The sequence below is a fragment of the Tardiphaga sp. 813_E8_N1_3 genome, assembly GCF_051811025.1.
Taxonomy (GTDB): domain Bacteria; phylum Pseudomonadota; class Alphaproteobacteria; order Rhizobiales; family Xanthobacteraceae; genus Tardiphaga.
Genome location: NZ_JBPWQE010000001.1, coordinates 1235872 through 1256759, shown reverse-complemented (window position 1 = coordinate 1256759; position 20888 = coordinate 1235872). Strand labels below are relative to the sequence as shown.

At 61.5% G+C, this 20888-nt stretch carries 19 protein-coding genes; 10 read left to right on the top strand and 9 right to left on the bottom strand.

The window, feature by feature from the left end:
* Window positions 1–5: 5 nt before the first annotated feature.
* From AB8A33_RS05895 to AB8A33_RS05880, 4 genes are all read left to right on the top strand, one after another.
* Entirely contained in the window at window positions 6–1031 is a 1026-nt protein-coding gene (locus AB8A33_RS05895) for a class I fructose-bisphosphate aldolase (protein WP_439091918.1), read from the top strand.
* Window positions 1032–1033: 2 nt separating this feature from the next.
* Entirely contained in the window at window positions 1034–1717 is a 684-nt protein-coding gene (locus tag AB8A33_RS05890) for a thiamine phosphate synthase (protein WP_439091917.1), read from the top strand.
* Window positions 1718–1724: 7 nt separating this feature from the next.
* A complete protein-coding gene (locus AB8A33_RS05885; protein WP_439091916.1) occupies window positions 1725–2795 on the top strand; it encodes a tetratricopeptide repeat protein in 1071 nt (356 codons plus the stop codon).
* 102 nt (window positions 2796–2897) lie between these two features.
* On the top strand, window positions 2898–3689 hold the full coding sequence (locus tag AB8A33_RS05880) for an inositol monophosphatase family protein (RefSeq protein WP_439091915.1): 792 nt from the start codon (window positions 2898–2900) through the stop codon (window positions 3687–3689).
* A gap of 66 nt (window positions 3690–3755) precedes the next feature.
* Here the strand turns inward: AB8A33_RS05880 and AB8A33_RS05875 are convergent, their stop codons facing one another.
* The 4 genes from AB8A33_RS05875 to AB8A33_RS05860 form a co-directional block, all read right to left on the bottom strand.
* Window positions 3756–6914, bottom strand: a complete 3159-nt coding sequence (locus AB8A33_RS05875; RefSeq protein WP_439091914.1) for a multidrug efflux RND transporter permease subunit — start codon at window positions 6912–6914, stop codon at window positions 3756–3758.
* Window positions 6915–6924: 10 nt separating this feature from the next.
* Window positions 6925–8139: an efflux RND transporter periplasmic adaptor subunit gene (locus tag AB8A33_RS05870; protein ID WP_439091913.1), complete on the bottom strand. Its 1215-nt coding sequence runs from the start codon at window positions 8137–8139 to the stop codon at window positions 6925–6927.
* A gap of 236 nt (window positions 8140–8375) precedes the next feature.
* The gene (locus AB8A33_RS05865; RefSeq protein WP_439091912.1) at window positions 8376–9404 is read right to left on the bottom strand and encodes an SAM-dependent methyltransferase; all 1029 of its coding nucleotides are present in this window, start codon (window positions 9402–9404) and stop codon (window positions 8376–8378) included.
* Window positions 9401–10228, bottom strand: coding sequence for a DUF1295 domain-containing protein (locus tag AB8A33_RS05860; RefSeq protein WP_439091911.1), 828 nt, complete (start codon window positions 10226–10228; stop codon window positions 9401–9403). Before AB8A33_RS05860 ends, AB8A33_RS05865 begins: the two co-directional genes overlap by 4 nt.
* A 179-nt stretch (window positions 10229–10407) precedes the next feature.
* On the opposite strand from AB8A33_RS05860, the gene AB8A33_RS05855 reads away from it, so the two are divergent.
* The 3 genes from AB8A33_RS05855 to AB8A33_RS05845 are packed head-to-tail and all read left to right on the top strand — an operon-like array spanning window position 10408 to window position 12904.
* Complete coding sequence (locus AB8A33_RS05855; RefSeq protein ID WP_439091910.1) at window positions 10408–11418, top strand: flagellar motor protein MotA; 1011 nt, start codon at window positions 10408–10410, stop codon at window positions 11416–11418.
* A 3-nt stretch (window positions 11419–11421) separates the two neighbouring features.
* The gene (locus tag AB8A33_RS05850) at window positions 11422–12453 is read left to right on the top strand and encodes a peptidoglycan -binding protein (protein ID WP_439091909.1); all 1032 of its coding nucleotides are present in this window, start codon (window positions 11422–11424) and stop codon (window positions 12451–12453) included.
* Between the two features lie 4 nt (window positions 12454–12457).
* On the top strand, window positions 12458–12904 hold the full coding sequence (locus tag AB8A33_RS05845) for a GNAT family N-acetyltransferase (RefSeq protein ID WP_439091908.1): 447 nt from the start codon (window positions 12458–12460) through the stop codon (window positions 12902–12904).
* Between the two features lie 19 nt (window positions 12905–12923).
* Here the strand turns inward: AB8A33_RS05845 and AB8A33_RS05840 are convergent, their stop codons facing one another.
* Window positions 12924–14786: an ABC transporter ATP-binding protein/permease gene (locus AB8A33_RS05840; RefSeq protein ID WP_439091907.1), complete on the bottom strand. Its 1863-nt coding sequence runs from the start codon at window positions 14784–14786 to the stop codon at window positions 12924–12926.
* 224 nt (window positions 14787–15010) lie between these two features.
* Between AB8A33_RS05840 and rpmE the strand changes: the two genes are divergently transcribed.
* Window positions 15011–15241, top strand: coding sequence for a 50S ribosomal protein L31 (rpmE, locus tag AB8A33_RS05835; RefSeq protein ID WP_068735135.1), 231 nt, complete (start codon window positions 15011–15013; stop codon window positions 15239–15241).
* 176 nt (window positions 15242–15417) lie between these two features.
* The gene (locus tag AB8A33_RS05830; RefSeq protein ID WP_439091906.1) at window positions 15418–16041 is read left to right on the top strand and encodes a TetR/AcrR family transcriptional regulator; all 624 of its coding nucleotides are present in this window, start codon (window positions 15418–15420) and stop codon (window positions 16039–16041) included.
* 49 nt (window positions 16042–16090) lie between these two features.
* Here the strand turns inward: AB8A33_RS05830 and AB8A33_RS05825 are convergent, their stop codons facing one another.
* The 4 genes from AB8A33_RS05825 to AB8A33_RS05810 form a co-directional block, all read right to left on the bottom strand.
* Complete coding sequence (locus AB8A33_RS05825) at window positions 16091–16924, bottom strand: MipA/OmpV family protein (protein WP_439091905.1); 834 nt, start codon at window positions 16922–16924, stop codon at window positions 16091–16093.
* A gap of 323 nt (window positions 16925–17247) precedes the next feature.
* Window positions 17248–18333 carry an acyltransferase family protein gene (locus tag AB8A33_RS05820; protein WP_439091904.1) on the bottom strand — a complete coding sequence of 362 codons (1086 nt, stop codon included), beginning with the start codon at window positions 18331–18333 and terminating at the stop codon, window positions 17248–17250.
* Between the two features lie 86 nt (window positions 18334–18419).
* Window positions 18420–18932: a protease adaptor protein RcdA gene (rcdA, locus tag AB8A33_RS05815; protein ID WP_115030175.1), complete on the bottom strand. Its 513-nt coding sequence runs from the start codon at window positions 18930–18932 to the stop codon at window positions 18420–18422.
* 543 nt (window positions 18933–19475) lie between these two features.
* Window positions 19476–19667: a DUF1192 domain-containing protein gene (locus AB8A33_RS05810; protein ID WP_068735125.1), complete on the bottom strand. Its 192-nt coding sequence runs from the start codon at window positions 19665–19667 to the stop codon at window positions 19476–19478.
* 108 nt (window positions 19668–19775) lie between these two features.
* Between AB8A33_RS05810 and AB8A33_RS05805 the strand changes: the two genes are divergently transcribed.
* Window positions 19776–20771, top strand: coding sequence for an NAD(P)H-quinone oxidoreductase (locus AB8A33_RS05805; protein WP_439091903.1), 996 nt, complete (start codon window positions 19776–19778; stop codon window positions 20769–20771).
* The last annotated feature ends 117 nt before the right edge of the window (window positions 20772–20888 follow it).

Here is a 20888-nt window from a genome sequence, read left to right as displayed (position 1 = left end):
TGCCCATGAATCTCGCCGAACTCAATAAAATCGCCCGCGCCATGACCGCGTCGGGCAAGGGCTTGCTTGCCGCAGATGAATCGTCAGGCACGATCAAGAAGCGCTTCGATGCGATCAGCGTCGAGTCGACCGAGGACAACCGCCGCGATTATCGTGAAATGCTGTTTCGCTCGCGCGAGGCGATGAGCAGCTACATTTCCGGCGTGATCCTCTACGACGAGACCATCTGGCAGAACGCCAAGGATGGCACGCCACTGGTGCGGCTGATCGAGGAAGCCGGTGCTATTCCCGGCATCAAGGTCGATGAGGGCACGCAGGCACTGCCGAACTGTCCCGGTGAGCTGGTCACAGCAGGCCTCGACAAGCTCGCCGAGCGTCTTGCCAAATATTACGCACGCGGCGCGCGCTTCGCGAAGTGGCGCGCGGTAATCGATATCGGTGCCGGTATTCCATCGATGACCGCAATCTCCGTCAACGCGCACGCGCTCGCCCGCTATGCCGCGCTATGCCAGGCCGCTCAGATCGTCCCGATCGTCGAGCCCGAGGTGCTGATGGACGGCGATCACGACATCGACCGCTGCGTCGAGGTGACACAGCGCGTGCTCAACAAGACGTTCCAGGAATTGCGGGTCCAGCGGGTCGCGCTGGAGGGCATGATCCTGAAGCCGAACATGGCAGTCTCGGGCAAGAAGTCGAAGACGCAAGCTGGTGTGGCTGAAGTGGCCGAGAAGACCGTGCGCATGCTGAAGAACTGCGTGCCTGCATCGGTGCCCGGCATCGCATTCCTCTCCGGCGGCCAATCCGACGAAGATGCGACCGCGCATCTCGACGCTATGAACAGGATCGGCAGCCTGCCCTGGCCACTGACATTCTCCTATGGCCGAGCGCTTCAGGCAGCGCCGCAAAAGGCGTGGTCCGGCAAAGCCAACAATGTGCCCGCCGGTCAGCAGGCCTTCACCCATCGTGCACACATGAATTCACTCGCCAGCAAGGGCGAGTGGACGACTGATCAAGAACAGAAGGCGCTATAATCTTGGCTTCCAAACCCGTCCCGCCACCGCCGATGCCGCGCCTCTATCTCGCGACTCCCGTCGTCGAGGATCCATCAGCGCTGGCCGCGAACCTGCCTGCTCTTCTTGAGAAAGCAGATGTCGCTGCCGTCCTGGTGCGACTGGCGACGACCGACCAGCGCACCATGATCACGCGCATCAAGGCGCTGGCGCCTGTCATCCAGAGCAGCGGCGCCGCAATGCTGGTCGAAGGCAATGTCGAGCTCGTGGCACGCGGCGGCGCCGATGGCGCACATCTGCCCGGTCTTGCTCCCTTGCAGGATGCACTGCCCTCGCTGAAGCCCGATCGCATTGCAGGCTGCGGCGGACTGTCGACACGCCATAACGCGATGGCTGCAGGCGAAGCCGGTGCCGACTACGTGTTGTTCGGCGAACCCGACACCAAGGGCCAGCGCCCATCGACCGAAGCGATCACTGAACGCCTGCAGTGGTGGGCCGAATTGTTCGAACCGCCTTGCGTGGGCTTCGCCGCTACGCTCGATGAGGCCAGGGAATTCGCAGCTGCCGGCGCGGACTTCGTGCTGGTCGGAGACGTTATCTGGAACGACGCGCGCGGTGCTGCTGCAGCCTTGGTAGACGCCGAGAAGGCAATCCAGCAGGGATACGCGACGCTCGTCTCGGGGCAGTCCAAGGTCGAACAGGAATAACGCCGGAATGAAAATTCTGCGTTCCCTCACTGTGATTGCCGGCTGCGCAACCTGGGCAGCCTGCGCGACCGCGCAGATTTCGCTGACGCCACCGGGGGTACAGACACCGCCACCGGCTGCAAGCAAGACAGCGCCAAAAAAGGCGCCAGCACCGGCGAAAGCGCCGACAGCAGCGAAGAAAGCTCCTACGCCGCCTGCTGAAAAGCCCGCGCAGCCTGCAGAAGCTGCACCAACCGACCCCAATGCCGATCTGGTCTATGGCGCCTATCAGCGCGGTCAGTACAAGACCGCTTTCGAACTCGCGAGCAAGCGCGCGCAGGAGAACAACGACCCGAAGGCGATGACCATGCTTGGTGAACTCTATGCCAATGCATTGGGCGTAAAACGCGACTACGCCAAGGCCGCTGAATGGTATCAGCGCGCATCGGAGCGTGGCGACCGCGAGGCCATGTTCGCGCTGGCGATGCTGCGGCTGTCGGATCGCGGCAATGTCGGCAAACGCGACGAGGCCGTGAAACTGCTGGCCTCCTCAGCCAAGCTCGGCAATCCGAAGGCGGCCTACAATCTGGCGCTTCTCTATCTCGACGGACAGACGCTGCCGCAGGACGTCAAGCGCTCGGCAGAACTGCTCCGCGTCGCTGCCGATGCCGGCAATCCCGAAGCGCAATACGCGCTGGCGACCTTCTACAAGGAGGGTACCGGGGTCGAGAAAAGCATCGACAAGGCGGTCCGCCTGCTCCAGGCGGCGTCCCTGGCCGACAATGTCGATGCCGAGGTCGAATATGCCATCGCGCTCTATAATGGCACGGGAACCCCCAAGAACGAGGCTGCGGCCATCGCCCTGCTCCGCAAGGCCTCCAAGCAGAACAGCCCGATCGCCCAGAACCGTCTCGCCCGGGTGCTGGCGCTGCGCACCAATACCGACGACCGGCTGGAAGGCCTGAAATGGCACATCGTCGCAAAAACCGCCGGAAAGGGCGACCTGATGCTCGACGAGCTTCTGGCCCAGGCCACCCCTGAGGAAAAGACCAAGGCCCAGGAAGCCGCCAAGAAGTGGCTGGGCACAACCCAGAAATGACCCCTGCAGCGATCTTGCCTTGACGAGATGCCGCCCGCAGGGCACCCATCGCCTAAGCAACCCCCAATCAGACCTGCCGTCAGGTCGTCGTGAGACGAACGCATGATCAATTCAGCCCTTATGAACGTGATGGTGAAAGCCGCGCGCCGCGCCGGCCGCAGCCTGAAGCGCGACCTCGGCGAGATCGAGAACCTGCAGGTCTCGATGAAGGGCCCCGCCAATTTCGTCAGCCTCGCCGACAAGCGGGCCGAGGAGATGCTCTATACGGACCTCAACAAGGCCCGCCCGGGCTATGGCTTTCTCGGCGAGGAAGGTGGCAATCGCGACGGCACTGACAAGAGCCATACCTGGATTGTCGATCCGCTCGATGGCACCACCAACTTCCTACACGGCATCCCGCAATTCGCAGTCTCGATCGGTCTGGCGCGCGAAGGTCAGGTGATTGCCGGTCTGATCTACAATCCGGCCAATGACGAACTCTACATGGCCGAGAAAGGCTCCGGCGCGTTCCTCAACGACACGCGTCTGCGCGTCGCCGGCCGCAAGCAGCTCAACGAATGCGTCATCGCCTGCGGCCTGCCGCATATCGGCCGCGGCGACTTCGAATTGTCACGCAACGAAATGGCAGCCTTGCAGCCGAAGGTCGCCGGCCTCCGCCGCTTCGGAGCAGCCTCGCTCGACCTCGCTTTCGTGGCAGCCGGTCGGCTCGACGGCTATTGGGAGCGCAACCTGCAGCCTTGGGACGTTGCTGCGGGCCTGATCCTGATCAAGGAAGCCGGCGGCACTGTCGGCGATATCAATGGCGGTGACGTGCTGACGACCGGCAATGTCGTTGCAGGCAACGAATTCGTCCACGACGCTCTGACGAAGATCCTGCGGCCGCTGACGAAGTAAGATTGATCGCTCGAATAGAAAAAGCCCGGATGGCGTTGCGCCATCCGGGCTTTTTGTTTGATTGCCTTAGCTGTGCGACACGGACGGCGATGCGGTCGGCTCGTGCTGCTTCGTCTCTTCCGTCTTCGGCGCCTTGTCCGGCGAGAACAGCTGCTGCACTGACACGAAGAACACCGGCACCATCAGCAGCGCCAGGATCACCACCGCGATCATGCCGCCGGTCACCGACGTACCAAGCGCCTGCTGGCTGGCACCGCCGGCGCCCGATGCAACGACCATTGGCAACACGCCGCAGATAAAGGCGAGACCGGTCATCACAATCGGGCGGAAGCGCAGGAAACAGGCTTCCATTGTGGCATCCACCAGCGACTTGCCCTGCGCGCGCAGGTCCTTGGCGAATTCGATAATCAGAATCGCATTCTTGGCCGCCAGCCCGATGATCGTAATCAGACCCACCGTGAAGTACACGTCGTTCGGCAGGCCGCGCAAATTCGCCGCCAGTACGGCGCCGACGATGCCGAGCGGCACCGTCATGAGCACAGCCACCGGGATCGTCCAGCTCTCGTAGAGCGCTGCGAGCACCAGGAACACCACCAGCGCCGACAGCGCGAGCAGGAACGGCGCCTGCGAGCCCGATAGCTTCTCCTGCAGCGACTGGCCGGTCCACTCGAAGCCGAAACCGCGCGGCAACAGGCCAGCCAGACGCTCCATCTCCTTGATGGCGTCGCCCGAGGTGAAACCGGGCCGTGCCTCGCCGGAGATCCGCACCGCCGGATAGAAGTTGAAGCCGGCGATCTGGGTCGGACCCTTCGCCCATTCCACAGTGGCAAAGGACGAGAACGGCACCAGCTGCCCGCGGCTGTTCTTGACATTGTAGTTCAGAATGTCAGCCGCGTTCATCCGGTTGGCGGCTTCCGACTGCACCACGACGCGTTGCATACGGCCCCGGTTCGGGAAGTCGTTGATGTAGTTCGAACCGAGATTAGTGGAGATCGTGCTGTTGATGTCCTCGAAAGTGACGCCGAAGGCGCCGGCCTTTTCGCGGTCGATCATCAGGTTGACCAATGGCGCCGGCGGAAGGCCTTCGACGAATACCTTCTGCAGAACTGGGCTGGCATTGGCGTCCGCAATCAGCTTGTCGGACGCGGCATTGAGCGCGACGAAGCCTTTCTGGCCGCGATCCTGCAGGCGGAAGCTGAAGCCCGACGAGTTGCCGAGGTTGTCGATCGGCGGTGGCTGCAGCGCCGAAATCTTGGCGTCGCGGATCGATGACAGGCTCTTGTTGATATCATCAACGAGGGCCGCCGCGGAGTCCTTCGGCGGACGCTCCGACCAGTCCTTCAAGGTGATGAAGGCCTGCGCGGTGTTCATTCCCTGACCGAGGAAGCTGAAGCCGGTGAGAAACACGACGCTCTCAATGCCGGAGCGCTTCTTCAGATATTCCTCGACCTTCTCAATGGCGCCCTCGGTGCGGGCGAACGAGGAATCCGATGGCGTCTGGACGTCGGTGGTGATGAAACCTTGGTCGTCGATCGGCAGGAAGCCGCCCGGCATCCGCATGAAGCCCCAGGTCAGTCCCACCAGCAACGCGACGTAGACGATCAGCAAGCGTCCGGTGCGCTGGATCGACCAGCCCACTGTCCTTGAATAGCCATCGCGGGTGGCGTCGAGCTTGCGATTGAACCAGCCGAACACGCCCTTCTTGGCATGGCCGTGTCCTTCCTTGATAGGCTTCAGGAAGGTTGCGCAAAGCGCCGGCGTCAGCGACAGCGCCAGCAGCGCGGAGAACCCGATCGAGGCGACCATGGTGACCGAGAATTGGCGATAGATGATGCCCACCGAGCCGGGGAAGAACGCCATCGGCACGAACACGCCGATCATCACCAGCGTGACACCGATGATGGCGCCGGAGATCTGGCCCATCGCCTTCTTGGTGGCTTCCTTCGGCGGAAGCCCCTCCTCGCTCATGATGCGCTCGACGTTCTCGACCACGACGATGGCATCGTCGACGAGGATACCGACAGCCAGCACCATGCCGAACATGGTCAGCATGTTGATCGAATAGCCAGCCAACAACAGCATCGTGCAGGTGCCGAGCAGCGCGATGGGCACGACGATGGTCGGGATCAGCGTGTAGCGGAAATTCTGCAGGAAGATGAACATCACGATGAAGACGAGGATAACCGCCTCGATCAGCGTCATCAGCACCTTCATGATCGATGCTTTGACCACCGGCGTGACGTTGTACGGAATGTCGTAAGCGATGTTAGCAGGGAAGAAGTTCGACAGCTCCTTCATCTTGGCTTCGATCGCGGACGCCGTCGCCAACGCGTTGCCTTTCGGCGACATCAGCACCGACAGGCCGGCCGTCGGCTGGCCGTTCAGGCGCGTGGTGAACTGGTAGCTGAGGCCACCGATCTCGATACGGGCGACGTCGCGCAGCCGCACGGTCGAGCCGTCGGAATTGGCACGTAGCACGATGGCGCCGAATTCTTCCGGCGTGGAGAGCTGGCCTTTGACGAGCACCAGTGACGACGTCTTGGTGGTCGCTGTCGACGGCTCGGCGCCGACGCTGCCCGAGGCGACCTGGGCGTTCTGCGCAGTGATCGCCTTATTGACGTCGTCCGAGGTGAGTTGATAGCCAACCAGCTTGGCGGGATCGACCCAGACGCGCAGCGAGCGCTCGGTGGAATACAGCGAGGCACGACCGACGCCGGGGATACGGCGAATTTCGCCAAGGATGTTGCGGATCATGAAGTCGCCGAGGCCAACTTCATCCAGGCTGTTGTCGGTAGAGCGCAGCGTGATGATGTTCAGCACCGCGGCAGAGGCCTCCTCGACCAGGATGCCCTGCTGAATCACGGCACGCGGCAGACGCGCTTCCACGCGCTTCAGGCGGTTCTGCACTTCGACTGACGCTTGGCTGGTATCGGTGCCGGGCTGGAAGTTCGCGATGATTTCGACGGCACCCAGCGAGTCGCTCGTCGATTCGAAGTTCAGGATACCCGCAGCGCCGTTGAGCTCCTCTTCAATCAGCCGCGTCACGCTGTTGTAGAGATTCTCCGGCGACGCACCGGGATAGCTGGTCGAGATCGAAATCGATGGCGGCGCGATGATCGGATACTGCGCAATCGGCAGCTGCGGAATTGCGATGGCGCCAAAAAGACAAATGAAAAGTGCGACGACCCAGGCAAAAATCGGCCTGTCGATGAAAAAACTAGCCATGTCGATTTACTCAGGGACGCGCTTGAGTGGTTTTCTGCCCCTCGGGCGGCAGGCCCGCAGTGGCATTCGCATCAGTCCAGGCGGTCGCCTTGACCTTGTCGCCTGCAGCGAATTTCTGGAAGCCCTCGACCACGACGCGCTCGCCGCCCTTCAGGCCTTCGGTCACGAACCACTGACCGTCCTGCACGGCACCCGTTCGTACCATCTGGACTGCAACATGACCGTCATCCTTGACGACGAACACTTCGGCACCGCCACCGCCATTACGCTGCACTGCCTGCTGCGGAACGGCAATGGCGTCGGTGTCGATGCCCTGCTCAATCTGCACGCGGACATACATGCCCGGTAACAGCTCACGCTTCGGGTTCGGAAATTCGCCGCGCAGCGTTACCTGACCCGTGAAGGTGTCGACCTTGGCTTCGGAGAACAGCAGCTTGCCCGGCAGCGAATAGAGCGTGCCGTCGTCAAGCATCAGTCTCACCTTGGCCGCGCCAGGCGCGATCCGCTCGAGATCGCCGGTCTCGAAAGAGCGGCGCAAGTTATTCAGTTCGGACACTGACTGCGTGAAATCGGCATAGATCGGATCGAGCTGCTGAATGGTGGCGAGATTCGTATTGTCGTTCTGCGCAAGCAGCGCACCTTCGGTCACGAGAGCGGCTCCGACAATGCCGTCGATCGGCGCGCGGATGGTTGCATAGTCCAGATTGAGGCGCGCACGCGCGACGTCGGCTTTCTTGGATGCAATCTCGGCTTCAGCCTGGCGCTGTGCACCGACTGCTTTCTCGGCTTCCGCTTCGGAGACTGCTTTCTGCAGTGCAAGACCCGACACGCGCTTGGCCTGCATCGACGCGAGGTCATAGGCAGCTTCCGCCTTGTGAAGCGACGCCTTTGCGGACTGCAATTCCACCTCGAACGGCTTCGGATCGATGCGATACAGCGTATCACCCGCCTTCACCTCGGTGCCCTGATGAAACGCGCGCTCGATGATAATGCCCGACACACGCGAACGCACATCGGCAACGCGCGTCGGCGCGATACGTCCGGGCAATTCGCGAACCAGCGCACGTCGCTGTTGCGTGACGGAAATGATGCTCACTTCAGGCTCGCTCACCTGCGGCGGCGCCGACGCCACCGCGTCCTTGGGTTCGTTGCATCCTGCGAGCACGGGCGCGAGTCCCGCCAGCAGAACCGCGAAGCCTGCAGAGCGTGCGTTCAACATCGTCATTTACTTTGATATCCCAAGTTGCGAATTCGAACATGCATCAACGGATACGCCGGACCTCTGTGGTCTTCATGCGCGCAGCCGGATTTATCGAACTTCTTTGATAGCTTAGAATAAAAACCGCACTGCTGCGGCGCAATACATATCGAGGCGGCGCATTGCCACACGGCCTATCGTATTGAACTCATAGAGCCTTTCGAGGCTCACGTGAACGTGAATCGGATGGAACCGGCATACGTTTAGTTAACGGCGGCCATTCGATAGTGGCTCACGCCCCATTCGCTTCCATTAACATAGCCAAACAAGCCCGCGGTCGCGAGAAAGAACCAGCGCCAGCGCCGCATCCACAGCACTGTGTCGCGCCCATAGACCGGTCGCAGGATGCGTTCGATCTTGTCGCAGTTGCAGTCGAAATTGTCGAGCCAGTCAGTCGCCGTGCGTGCGTAGTGCGTGCCGCTCCAGCGCCACTCCTTCTCCACAGCGAAGAGATCTGCATACTGCCGGATGAGATGATGGCTGGGCATCACCCCGCCGGTGAAGAAGTGTTGCGCGATCCAGTCTTCCTTGTCAGTGCGGTCGAACAGATAGGTCCCGGAGCGATGCGTGAAGATGTGCATGAAGAAGCGGCCGCCCGGCGCCAGCCATGACCGCACGCGCGTCATCAACTCGCGCCAGTTCATCATGTGTTCGAACATCTCGACCGAGACGATGCGATCGAATGTCTGCTCGGGCTGGAAGACATTCATGTCCTGCGTGATGACAAGCAGATTGGAGAGACCACGCGACGCAGCCTCGCCTTCGATATAGGCGCGCTGTGAATTGGAGTTCGACACGGCAGTGATCCGTGCATTGGGAAACTGCCGCGCCATCCATAGCGACATTGAACCCCAGCCGCAGCCAAGTTCGAGAATCGACTGACCATCGACCAGACCGGCATGATCGACGGTTTGCCGGAGTGCCTCTTCCTCGGCCTCCTGCAAGGTCGATTCCGGTTCCTTGTAGAAGCAGGACGAATATTTGCGATTTGGTCCGAGCACGAGTGCGAAGAACGCCGCGGGCACTTCGTAATGCTGCGCATTGGCTACCTCCGTATGTTCGGCAACGGCGCGCGCAGCCATCTCGCGCGCGAACGCTGCGTCTGTCTCTGCATCGCTCTCGGCAAGCTTCGTCGCCGTACGCGCGCAGAGCTGCTGAATGCCTGTCCTGATGAGCACGTCGGGCAGCGGGACACGTTCGGCGGTGCCGATGATCCGGGACACGAAGCTCATGACGTCACTTCCTCAGCGTTCCGCAGGTCTCGTGGTGGCAATGGAAAGAACACACTGGTCCGTGCCTGATAGTCGCGATAGCGATCGCCGCGCGACTTCAGCATCTGGTCCTCCAGCGGCGGCACGCCGGTGACATGACGCAGGATCCAGTACATGAAGATCGGCGCTAGCAGCGTAGCGAAGCCCCAAGAATAGTCGAGCGAGAGCGCGATCATCGGATAAGCGAGCCAGCCGAACCATTCAAAGAAGTAGTTCGGGTGCCGCGACCAGCGCCATAACCCGATATCGCAGACCTTGCCCTTGTTGGCCGGATCTGAGCGGAAGGTCTTCAACTGCTTGTCAGCCAGTGCCTCACCCGCGATGCCTGCGAATAGGATCACCGCGCCGAGATAATCCTGCACCCGCAACGCATCCGACGGAAAACGGGAAGCCACGAAAATTGCAAACACCAGCGGAATCGACCCGAAACCCTGATTCTGCAGAAAGATGAACATCTTCCGCGGTGAGTTCACGCCCCATTCCCTCGCGAAGGCCGCATAGCGCGGATCGTCTGATATGCCCGCCGTACGCACGGCGATGTGCGAGCCGAGCCGCAACGACCAGATCGCCACCAGGGCCGCCACCAGCCATTGCCGGACATTCGGCGATGCACTTGCAACCGGCCATAACGCACTGCCTGCGCCGACGATGCCGAGCGAAAATGTCCAGATCGTATCGACCCAGCCCGAGTTGCCGGTGCGCTGCTGCACCACCCACGCAAGTGACATCAGAATCGAGAGCGAGACCGCAATTGTCACCGGCGCTTGCAAGTATAGAAATGTCATTCAGAGTCCTGTAAACGGCTCAACAAAAAGGTCTTTTCTAAATACGCGGCAGATCAAGCCGGGTTTCAACTGGAAGTTCCCGGTGACATCGCTGTTTCCGGCAGTATCTGATCTTTTTTTGTCGCGGGGCTGTGCCATATTGCGCGTCGAACCTCTCCTCGCATGCAGATGATCAGCACATGGCGCCTGGCTCCTCCTCCCGCTCCGCGATGGAGATCGAACTGACCAAGCTCTCATCGCCCCGGATCTTCCTGGTCCGGATGCTGGTGTTTCTGGTCCTGTGCGGTCTGATCATGACCGTGCTCTACAAGCAGATCGTGCTCGCATTCTTCGCCAATCCCGGGCTCAACGCGCTGATCGGCGCAGTGCTGGCGATCGGCATCATCCTGTCGTTCCGGCAGGTCATTCGGCTCTATCCGGAAGTCTCGTGGGTCAACAGCTTTCGGATTTCCGATCCTGGCCTAGCGCTGGACCGACGCCCGACCCTGCTGGCGCCGATGGCTGCAATCCTCGGCGGCGAGCGCACCGGCCGCATGAGCATCTCCCAGCAGACCATGCGGCATCTGCTCGATTCGATCGCAACGCGCCTCGACGAATCCCGCGACATCTCGCGCTATATGACCGGCCTCCTCGTATTTCTCGGGCTGCTCGGCACCTTCTGGGGCCTGATCGAGACCGTTGGCTCCGTCGGCAAGGTGATCGAAGGCCTCAAGGTCGGCGGCGATGCCGGCTCGCTGTTCGACACGCTGAAGGAAGGCCTCGCCGCGCCGCTGGCCGGCATGGGCATCTCGTTCTCGTCATCGCTGTTCGGTCTTGCCGGATCGCTGATCCTCGGCTTCCTCGACCTGCAATCCAGCCAGGCGCAGAACCGGTTCTATACGGACCTGGAAGACTGGCTCGCCTCCACCGTGAAGGAATATTCCGGCGAGACGGCGCCCGTTGCAGCAACCGGCCCCCCCGGAGAGCTGCAGGATGCCATCGAGCGCCTGCGTCGCTCCATCGAGGACGGCAACAACAACCGCGGCACGACGACCGCCATGGCCAATCTCGCCGATGCGATCCAGAGCCTCGTCGCGCATATGCGCAGCGAGCAGGAAATGATCCGCGAATGGGCCGACAGTCAGGGCGAGCAGAGCCGTGAGATCAAGAAGCTGCTGGAACACATCGCCCGTCAGCCTGAGAAGAACTAACCCATGGCATTGGCACGCAATCGCCGCGGATCTTCCGAATTCAACTACTGGCCGGGCTTCGTCGACGCACTGTCGACGCTGGTACTCGCCATCGTATTCCTATTGTCGATCTTCCTCGTCGTGCAGTTCTATCTGTCGCAAGAAGTCACGGGCAAGGACAAGGCGCTGGAGCAGCTTAATGCGCGGCTGGCGCAGCTCAACGACCTGCTGTCGCTTGAGAAGCTCGGCAAGCTCAACCTTGACGAACAGCTATCCCAGATGCGCGCGGGGCTGTCCGCCGCGGAATCGGAGCGCGACCGGATCAAAGGCCTGTATGACGGCCTCGCCGGTGCCGGCTCCGATGCCGCAGGCCGCAACACCGAGCTCAACAAGGCGCTGGATTCCGAGAAGCAGCTCTCCGCCCGCGCGCTGGCGCAGGTCGAGGTGCTGAACCAGCAGATCTCCGCGCTGCGCCGCCAGCTCGCGGCACTCGAAGAAGCGCTGGAAGCGTCCGAGAAACGCGACAAGGAATCGCAGGGACGCATCGTCGATCTCGGCCAGCGCCTCAACGTCGCGCTCGCGCAGCGCGTTCAGGAGCTGTCGCGCTATCGCTCCGAATTCTTCGGACGCCTGCGCGCCATTCTCGGCAACCGGCCGGACATTCGGGTGGTGGGCGACCGTTTCGTGTTTCAGTCAGAAGTGTTCTTCGACGCTGGTCAGGCATTATTGTTGCCGGAAGGCCGCGCCGAACTCGACAAGGTCGCCAGCGCGCTCATCGAACTCGACAAGCAGATCCCATCGGAAATCGCCTGGGTGATGCGCGTTGACGGCCATACCGACTCGCGGCCGATCCTCAACAGCCCCCTGTTCAAGTCGAACTGGGAACTGTCGTCGGCGCGTGCGATCTCGGTGGTGCAATATCTGATCTCGCTCGGCGTCCCCGCACAGCGTCTCGTCGCCGCCGGCTTCGCCGAAAACCAGCCGCTGGATACGGCGCAGACCGAGGAAGCCTACAAGCGCAACCGCCGCATCGAACTCAAGCTCACCGAGCGCTGAGGACATGCCCGAGGCATTCCAGCTGCGCCCCTATCGCGAGAGCGATGAAGACTCATCTATCGCCCTGTGGCTGGAGACATGGCGACAGGCCTATCCCTCGATCAATTTCGACGCCCGCGTCGACTGGTGGCGCAACCGATGGCGCACCGAACTGGTACCCGTAGCGCAGATCGTGGTCGCGGAACAGAACGACGCCATGGTCGGCTTCGTCACCATCGATGGCACAGGATATCTTGATCAGTTGGTGGTGAGCCCAGCGCATTGGGGATCGGACGTCGCCCGGCTACTTGTCGATGACGCCAAGCGATTGTCGCCGGCCGGTGTAACGCTGAAGGTCAACGCCGACAATGCCCGCGCGATCAAGTTTTACACACGCAACGGCTTCGTAAAGAACGGCGATGAAGTGAACACGTCAGGCCGCGCAGTCGACCTGATGGAATGGAAGCCTTGACCGGAGCCGTTGCTCTGACTCACACCCCGAACTGCAACCTTGCCAGCCTGGCATAAAGCCCGTTCGCGGCAACTAGCGACGCGTGGGTGCCCTGCTCGACGATGCGGCCATGATCCATGACGAGGATGCGATCGCAGGACAGCACGGTGGCGAGCCGATGGGCGATCACCAGCGTGGTGCGGTGCTTCATCAGCTCTTCCAGTGCGGTCTGCACCAGCGTCTCGGATTCGGCATCGAGTGCAGACGTTGCTTCATCGAGCAGCAGCAGCGGTGCATCGCGCAGGATGGCGCGTGCGATGGCGATGCGCTGACGCTGGCCGCCCGAGAGCGTGACGCCCCGTTCGCCGAGTTGCGCCTCAAATCCATCAGGCAGGCGGCGGATGAATTCGGTGGCATGCGCCAGCGATGCGGCGTGCTCGACTTCAGCGTCTGTCGCATCGGGACGACCGAAGCGGATGTTCTCCCGGGCCGTTGCCGCGAACACGACGGAATCTTGCGGCACCAATGCGATGCGCTTGCGGAGCTCTCGCTGATCGGCATCACGGATCGGCACGCCATCGACGGAAATAGCGCCGCCCTTGGGATCGTAAAAGCGCAGCAGCAAATGAAACAGCGTGCTCTTGCCGGCGCCGGACGGGCCGACGATGGCGACCTTCTCGCCGGCCTTCACCGACAGCGATATGCCGGCTGCCGACAGGATGTCCGGCCGGGTCGGATAGGCAAAGGAGACATTGTCGAACACGACGTCGCCGCGCGCGGGCTGCGGCAAGGCGCGCGGCGCTGCCGGAGCAACCACAGCGGATTTGACGTTCAGGATTTCGAATAGGCGCTCGGCCGCGCCCGACGCTGCCGAAATCTCGCCCCAGACTTCGCTGAGCTGGCCGAGGCTGGACGCCGCAAAGGCTGCATAAAGCACGAACTGGCCGAGCCGGCCGGGCGTCAACGAGCCCGTCAGGACATCGTGCGAACCAACCCAGAGAATGCCGACGACGCTGGAGAACACGATGAAGATGATGATCGCCGTCAGCACCGCACGCGCACGGGTGGAGCCGCGTGCGGCTTCATAGGCCTGCTCGACTTCCTTGCTGAAGCGCGCATTAGCTAGGTTCTCGTTGGTATAGGCCTGTACCGTGCGAATTGAGCCGACAAGTTCGCCGGCATAGGCCGAGGCTTCCGCCAGCGTATCCTGCGCATTACGCGAGAGACGACGCACCCAGCGTCCGAAAGCCACCAGCGGGATCACGATCAGCGGGATCGCGGCCAGCACGAAGCCCGAGAGCTTGGGGCTCGACACGACCATCATGGCGGCGGCGCCGAGAAACAGCACGAGGTTACGCAGCGCTATGGAGACGGACGCGCCGACCGCCGACTTGATCTGCGTGGTGTCGGCCGTGAGCCGTGACACCAGTTCGCCGGAACGCGATGTATCGAAAAAGGACGGCGACAGTGCGGTGAGATGCGCAAACACGTCGCGGCGCAAATCGGCGACGATGCGCTCGCCGATGGTCATGACGAGGTAGTAGCGGGCGGCGCTGGCCAGCGCGAGCACGACCACCACAGCGATCATCACGCTGAAATAGTTGTTGATCATCGCGATGCCTTCGGGACTGAAGCCGAAGTCGATCATACGGCGGGCCGCAATCGGCACGACCAGCGTGGTCACGGCCGCAATGGTCAATGACACCAGCGCCAGAAGCGCGCGTCCGCGGTACCGCGCCACATAGGGGGCCAGCGCCAGCAGCGGCCGCAATTTGGCTCGACTGGGCTGTACCGGAGGCTCCACGACAGCGTTTGCCAGCGATGGCTCCGCTAGCACGGGATCGGGCTGCGGAAGCGGCGGCTTGGCCGCGCGGGGGGTCTCAAGCCGTTCGACTGCACTCATGATTTATAACCGTTCTTGTCGTTGCCCTGAGATAGGCCGACGCGGGCCGCGAGGCAAATGACCTAGGTCAATTCCCAGCAGGGCAAATTGCCCGGGGGCAATGACCCGGGGGGCATGATCCGTCATAGCAGTCCTTGTCTCCCGCACGTTCCTGCGATATAGAGCGGCCAAATCCGCCATCGAAATCACAGAGATTCAGGCGCCGGCGCGCCGAAGGAACCGTCATGAAAGCCGAAATTCACCCGGATTATCATAACATTACGGTCGTTATGACCGATGGTAGCGAGTATCAGACACGCTCCACTTGGGGCAAGGAAGGCGACAAGCTGAACCTCGACATCGATCCCCGCTCGCACCCAGCCTGGACCGGCGGCACCACTCAGCTGCTCGACCGCGGTGGCCGCGTGTCGCGCTTCCAGAAGAAGTTCTCGGGCTTCCTCAAGAAGGAAGACTGATCCTTTCAGGGTTGGCCCTTTGGGGCCGGTCCGAATGCCTTTCAAAACGCCTCTGCGGCCTGCAGGGGCGTTTTTTGTTGTTGGACGACCGCTGCCACGACGGTACCTTAAAACCGCCTCCGTTACCCTCCCAATAAGGTGCGCCACATCACCTTGCGCGGGGGCGCAACGAGACCATGCCGACCAAGACCGGGCACCACCGCAAGAAGCCGCGTCAGGCGCGCTCCCTTGCGACCGTGGGAATCATTCTGGACGCCGCTGCCCTCGTGCTGGTGGACGAAGGCTACGAACGCGCCACCACCAACAGGATCGCCGAACGCGCCGGCGTCAGCATCGGATCGCTCTATCAGTATTTTCCAAACCGGGACGCGCTGTTCGGAGCCCTCCATGGCCGGACGGAAGCCCAAATGTCCGAAGATATCTGGCAGACCATTTCAGGATTCGAAGGGCTGGATCTGCGCGGATTCGTCCGCTCCGGTTTGAACACCGCGATCAGCCAGCATGCACGCGTGCTGCCACTGCTGAGAGTCTTGATGGAGACCGCCTCCGGCCGTCCCCCTGTTCAGTGGCCATTCGACCGTTTCCCGCAGCGGCAAGGGCTCTTGCGCGGCATGTTCGACAGCCATGCTGACGAACTACGCCCTGGCTTCAATCGCGAAGCCGGAAGTTTCTTCATTCCGAGAATGGTCGGCTCGGCGCTCGATGCAGCGATCGCTTTCCGTCCGGACGCCTTCGCCAATGGCGAGCTGGAACAGGAGCTGGATACGATGTTGTCATACTATCTGATCGGTGAGCGCTAGAAGCGCGAGCTGGCGCACACCGTATTGGCCCGCCGTGCTATCGCACGAACTATCGCACGCCGACATCGAACGAATAAGCGACGCCAAGGCCATAGGTGACTTGATTGGTCGACCCACGGAATTTCACCAGCGGACTGTCGGCGATGCTGCCGAGCAGCTTGTCATATTCGACATAGCCGCGCACTTCCCATTGCGGATCGAGCTTGTAGCGCAATTGCGCGCCCGCACCGACCGAACTCGAACCGCCCTTGGCATCGTAAACCGGCAAACCTGACGCTAGCGCCTCGATATAGTTGACGCTGAAGTAAGTCTCCGCATATTTCGCATCCGTCACCCGGTAGCGCGGGCCGGCAGCAAAGGTCATCCGCTCGTTGATCGGCACAATCACGTCAGCCGAGAAATCCGCGACGATACCTTCGTGGCCACCGAGACCGCGGCGCAGTTCGGAGCGTAGGCGCAGCCAGTCGAAGGCGTAGTATTCGGCGAAACCGCCGAGTTCAACCGCGAAATCGACGTCCCTCAAACCGCGCAGCTCGCTGTGATCGGCGGCCTTGCGCGCTGCTTTATAGTTGCCGACGGGACCGGCGCGAAAGCCGCCGACGTCGATCAGGGCGAAGCTCGCATTGTCGCGCATGCTCTTGAAGCGGGCCGGAGTGCCTGCCCGTCGGATCGAAATGATCGGCTTGGGCGCAAGTTCGGAGCTTCCCGCGCCTTCATAGGATGGCTGCATCTCACCGCCGATCCCGACGGTCACGGTCCACCCCCCGGAAGCGGAGGGCACGAACGGCACCGATGGCAACATCACCACCGGATCAGCCGCCACTGCAACCGCCGGACATGCCAGCACACCGATGATACCGAACAGACGAGGAGACAAAGACATCAGATTCCTACTTGGACCGGCGCGGAATTTCGGTGTGGCCGCGCTTCAATGCCACATCGCTGCGATTGTCCCGGTGCGACACGGAGTCACCGCAGCAATGAGAAGATAGCGGGTGCGCTCTGTTCTCAAAACTCGCATTGGTCAAACGTCGGACGAATGGATCACCGCCGATAAACCCTATGCCCGCAGTGCCTTGTGAGAAATGACTCTGCCCGTAAGGCGTCATCGCTCACATTTCGGGACAGCATGTCGGTGATATCTGAAAGAATGGATTGTCGCCGCCTGCGGCATCGCGCCACACCGCCGACTTGATAGCGCGATGCCTACGCCTTCACAGGCGCGTCGCTTCTCCGCGGGATGAACCGCTGCGTAATCCAGTTGCGCCCGGGCATCTCGATGAAGCGATAGCTCACTTCCGCCAGCGCCCAGATGATGGCGAAACAGACCAGTGACGCGACGATATAGACGACCTCGGTCTGGCCTAAATGCCGCCAGGTCCTGATCGCGAAGCTGACGAACAGCGGATGGATCAGATAGATCGAATACGAGATGATGCCGAGCCGGTAGACCAGCGCGTTACCGAACAGAAGTTGCGCCATCCGGCCGTCACGCGAGAGCACCGCGACCAGCGGGATGTACAACAGATACATCAAGCGGTCGCTGGCATCGGCAAGACCGACCGCGATGATGGCCAGCGGCAGTGCGACCACCAGAATGTCCTGCACGCCCGCTGACAGGCGATCGATCACATCCCCAAAGCGAAAGATCGCGAGGCCCAGCGTAAAGCCTGCCACCGCGCGCAGCAGCGGATAGAGCGAATTGCCGTTGACAACATCGAGCGGTCCGCCCGACCCGCGGCCGCTGACGCTCACCGCATAGATGCCGAGCAGCGCCGCGATTACGGCAAGCCCCGCGATCCATTTGCTCCAGCGCTGGGTAGAGGCCATCAGGATCGGCAGCAGTAGATAGGAGCCCATCTCGGCGCTCGCCGCCCAGGCCACGCCGATGATCGGAAAAATATAGAGCCCCCAGCCGGTCATCATCAGGAGATTACCGGTCCAGTCCCAAGCCGAATACATCTCCAGCTTCTCGCCGGAAAGGCCGGCCGCGATCTTGGCAACATAGAACAGGCCAATGATGAAATAGGCCGGGTACAGCCGCGCGACCCGCTTGAGCATAAAATGCGCGAACCCCTTGCCGGTAAGATGCAGGAATGCGTCGCGATAGGTCAGCGCCATCACATAGCCTGACAGCATGAAGAACAGGTCGACCAGCAGATAGCCGTAGGGAATGCGGAAAAACGAACCGGTGCCGCCGGTTGCGAGCTGCACGTCACCGAAATGATACACGACGATGACAGCAGCGGCGACGCCGCGCACTCCGGTCAACGCCCTAATATCGTCTGCCATCGCAAATGCCCCGCTTCAGCCGGCTCATGTTTAGCGCATGAGCCGCGAGCGAGGAACAGCGTTTAGGGAATGCGAGGGACGCGCGATCAGCGCTCGAACGCGGCCTTCAGGCGATTGAGCTGCGGCACCAGCGGATTGCCGATCGGGGCATGCGTTGTGGTCGCGGCGTGGATCGAGACGTCGAGGCGACGAACCTTGGTCTGCAGCACCATCGAACGCGCGATCAGGATCTGCAGCTGCTCCGGCAGTTTGAGCAGCATTTCTTCCGGGCTCGGATCGGCGGCGCTGAGCTTCACCTTGGTCTTTTCGCGATTGGCCTGGGTCAGCGTCATCTCGCCCTCCTTCACCGCGCGGTGCAGCAGCAGCCACGAGGCGAGCTGCATCAGGCGCGTTGTGAGGCGCATGCTCTCGGTGGCGTAGGTCAGGCTGACGGAGCGATCCAGAGCCTTCGCCTCGGTACGACCGACGCCGTCGAGATAGGACGCGGTCTCTTCGACCAGATCCATCCCCTCGCGAAACAAGGCGCCGAAGGCAGCAGAATTGGTCAGCCGCTCGCTGAACTGAACGAGAGCGGGTTCGCTGTGCAAACGATCCGACATAGTTAACGCCTCACGCAAATGGTTTCGCAGCCAGCTCTGAGCGGCGGGCTTATGATGAACAAATCATTACGCGTGCGTGCGTGAGAGTCCAGCGGCGTAAAATTAAAGAAGTATTTATGGTTTCCAACGCGATTGAACGATCGCGGACGCCCCGAATGGAGACAGACGTACCAAAAAAAGAGCCGCCGTTTCCGGCGGCTTTAAAGTTGATAACAGGGAGGCGTCAAACAGAGTGGACAGGAGCCACTCGGTGTCCAAACAAGGACAATTTAAGTAATATGCGAGAAAGCTTAATTGCGCGTAAATGCGCGGGCTTTCTTCACGATCCGTTTGCCATGTGAAGCATCGCGATGTGTCCCGGATTGGCACGCTCGCCGGAGTGTAATTGAATTGAGTGAAGGCGGCACACGAACTTCACCTGCTGTCGTCGCCCGGCTCGACCGGGTAACCCAGTACATTCAGGCCGACATGCACTGGATCGCCCGGTCAGGCCGGATGACGACAAGCAGAAGCAGACTGACGGAGCGCCGATTCACACCAACTTCACGACTTGAAAAAGCGATCTGCCGCGTCGCGCGTCGCGCGCTTCAAGGTCATGCTCGATTGCAGCCGCGTGATCTCGCCATTGAGCAGCGCGATCCGGTCGGCGAGTTCTTCGACCGATAGCAGGGAAAGATCCTGCCCGATCTCGTGGCTGACCTTCTTCTTCGGCTTGTCGTCGTCGTCGATCGCCATTGGGGCCCTCCCCGTCTTAAGTTCAAAAATATACCGGATGTTGCCAGCGCTGATCCGGCTGTTTAATCAGATCGCCAGTCGACATCCCGCACGCCGCAAGGACAAATCATGGAAAAGCTGCCCGCGCAAATGACCGTTGTTGGTATCAGCAAACCGGGTGGCCCCGAGGTGCTGATTCCCGAAACGCGCCCAGTCCCCAAGCCGGGTCCCGGCGAAATCCTCGTCAAGGTCGCAGCCGCCGGCGTCAATCGCCCGGATGTGGCGCAGCGCTCCGGCGCCTATCCGCCGCCGCCCGGCGCCAGCGACCTGCCCGGCCTCGAAATTTCCGGTGAAGTCGTTGCCCTCGGCGAAGGCGCCACCAAACACAAGCTCGGTGACAGAGTGATGTCGCTGGTCGCCGGCGGCGGCTACGCGCAATATTGCATCGCGCAGGATGCGCAGGCGATGACGGTCCCCGAAGGCTTCTCGATGACCGAGGCCGGCGCCACCGCCGAAACCCTGATGACCGTCTGGCACAACGTGTTTGAGCGTGGCGGACTGCAGCCCGGCGAAACCGTGCTGATCCATGGCGGCTCCTCGGGCATCGGCACCATGGCGATCCAGCTTGCCAAGACGCTGGGTTCCAAAGTGATCGTCACCGTCGGCTCGCAGGACAAGGTCGATGCCTGCCTCAAGCTGGGCGCCGATCACGCCATCAACTACAAAACCGAGGATTTCGTTGAACGCGTCAAGGAAATCACCAAGACCGGCGTCGAGCTAATCCTCGACATGGTGGGCGCGGACTATGTGGAGAAAAACTTCGACGCCGCCGCCGTCGACGGTCGCATCGTGCAAATCGCGGTGCTGAACGGCCCGAAAGCCACCATCAACGCCGCCAAGATCATGGTGAAGCGGCTGCACTATACCGGCTCGACTCTGAGGCCCCGCACCAATGCCGACAAGGCCGCCATGGTCAGGGCGATCGAGGCCAACGTCCTGCCGCTGCTCAAGGCCGGCAAGGTTAAGCCCCTGATGGACAGCACTTTCCCGCTGGAAAAGGCTGCAGACGCGCACAAACGCATGGAAACCAGCGCACATATTGGCAAAATTGTGTTGGTCGTTTAGGGCTGGAGAACAGCCGGAAACCCTTTGATTTATCTCGCTTTCATGTCATTTATCGCGCGTCGGGAAATGGCCCTGCTTCTGCGTGACGCAGGGTCGATGTTTTGTTGATCGCGGAGA

What these genes read in the sequence shown, in the direction of transcription:
- AB8A33_RS05885 (WP_439091916.1), top strand. Translation starts at nt 1,725, where the DNA reads ATGAAAATTCTGCGTTCCCTCACTGTGATTGCCGGCTGCGCAACCTGG.
- AB8A33_RS05875 (WP_439091914.1), bottom strand. Translation starts at nt 6,914, where the DNA reads ATGGCTAGTTTTTTCATCGACAGGCCGATTTTTGCCTGGGTCGTCGCA.
- AB8A33_RS05860 (WP_439091911.1), bottom strand. Translation starts at nt 10,228, where the DNA reads ATGACATTTCTATACTTGCAAGCGCCGGTGACAATTGCGGTCTCGCTC.
- AB8A33_RS05865 (WP_439091912.1), bottom strand. Translation starts at nt 9,404, where the DNA reads ATGAGCTTCGTGTCCCGGATCATCGGCACCGCCGAACGTGTCCCGCTG.
- AB8A33_RS05840 (WP_439091907.1), bottom strand. Translation starts at nt 14,786, where the DNA reads ATGAGTGCAGTCGAACGGCTTGAGACCCCCCGCGCGGCCAAGCCGCCG.
- AB8A33_RS05895 (WP_439091918.1), top strand. Translation starts at nt 6, where the DNA reads ATGAATCTCGCCGAACTCAATAAAATCGCCCGCGCCATGACCGCGTCG.
- AB8A33_RS05855 (WP_439091910.1), top strand. Translation starts at nt 10,408, where the DNA reads ATGGCGCCTGGCTCCTCCTCCCGCTCCGCGATGGAGATCGAACTGACC.
- AB8A33_RS05870 (WP_439091913.1), bottom strand. Translation starts at nt 8,139, where the DNA reads ATGACGATGTTGAACGCACGCTCTGCAGGCTTCGCGGTTCTGCTGGCG.
- AB8A33_RS05820 (WP_439091904.1), bottom strand. Translation starts at nt 18,333, where the DNA reads ATGGCAGACGATATTAGGGCGTTGACCGGAGTGCGCGGCGTCGCCGCT.
- AB8A33_RS05810 (WP_068735125.1), bottom strand. Translation starts at nt 19,667, where the DNA reads ATGGCGATCGACGACGACGACAAGCCGAAGAAGAAGGTCAGCCACGAG.
- rpmE (WP_068735135.1), top strand. Translation starts at nt 15,011, where the DNA reads ATGAAAGCCGAAATTCACCCGGATTATCATAACATTACGGTCGTTATG.
- AB8A33_RS05845 (WP_439091908.1), top strand. Translation starts at nt 12,458, where the DNA reads ATGCCCGAGGCATTCCAGCTGCGCCCCTATCGCGAGAGCGATGAAGAC.
- AB8A33_RS05825 (WP_439091905.1), bottom strand. Translation starts at nt 16,924, where the DNA reads ATGTCTTTGTCTCCTCGTCTGTTCGGTATCATCGGTGTGCTGGCATGT.
- AB8A33_RS05880 (WP_439091915.1), top strand. Translation starts at nt 2,898, where the DNA reads ATGATCAATTCAGCCCTTATGAACGTGATGGTGAAAGCCGCGCGCCGC.
- AB8A33_RS05805 (WP_439091903.1), top strand. Translation starts at nt 19,776, where the DNA reads ATGGAAAAGCTGCCCGCGCAAATGACCGTTGTTGGTATCAGCAAACCG.
- AB8A33_RS05830 (WP_439091906.1), top strand. Translation starts at nt 15,418, where the DNA reads ATGCCGACCAAGACCGGGCACCACCGCAAGAAGCCGCGTCAGGCGCGC.
- rcdA (WP_115030175.1), bottom strand. Translation starts at nt 18,932, where the DNA reads ATGTCGGATCGTTTGCACAGCGAACCCGCTCTCGTTCAGTTCAGCGAG.
- AB8A33_RS05850 (WP_439091909.1), top strand. Translation starts at nt 11,422, where the DNA reads ATGGCATTGGCACGCAATCGCCGCGGATCTTCCGAATTCAACTACTGG.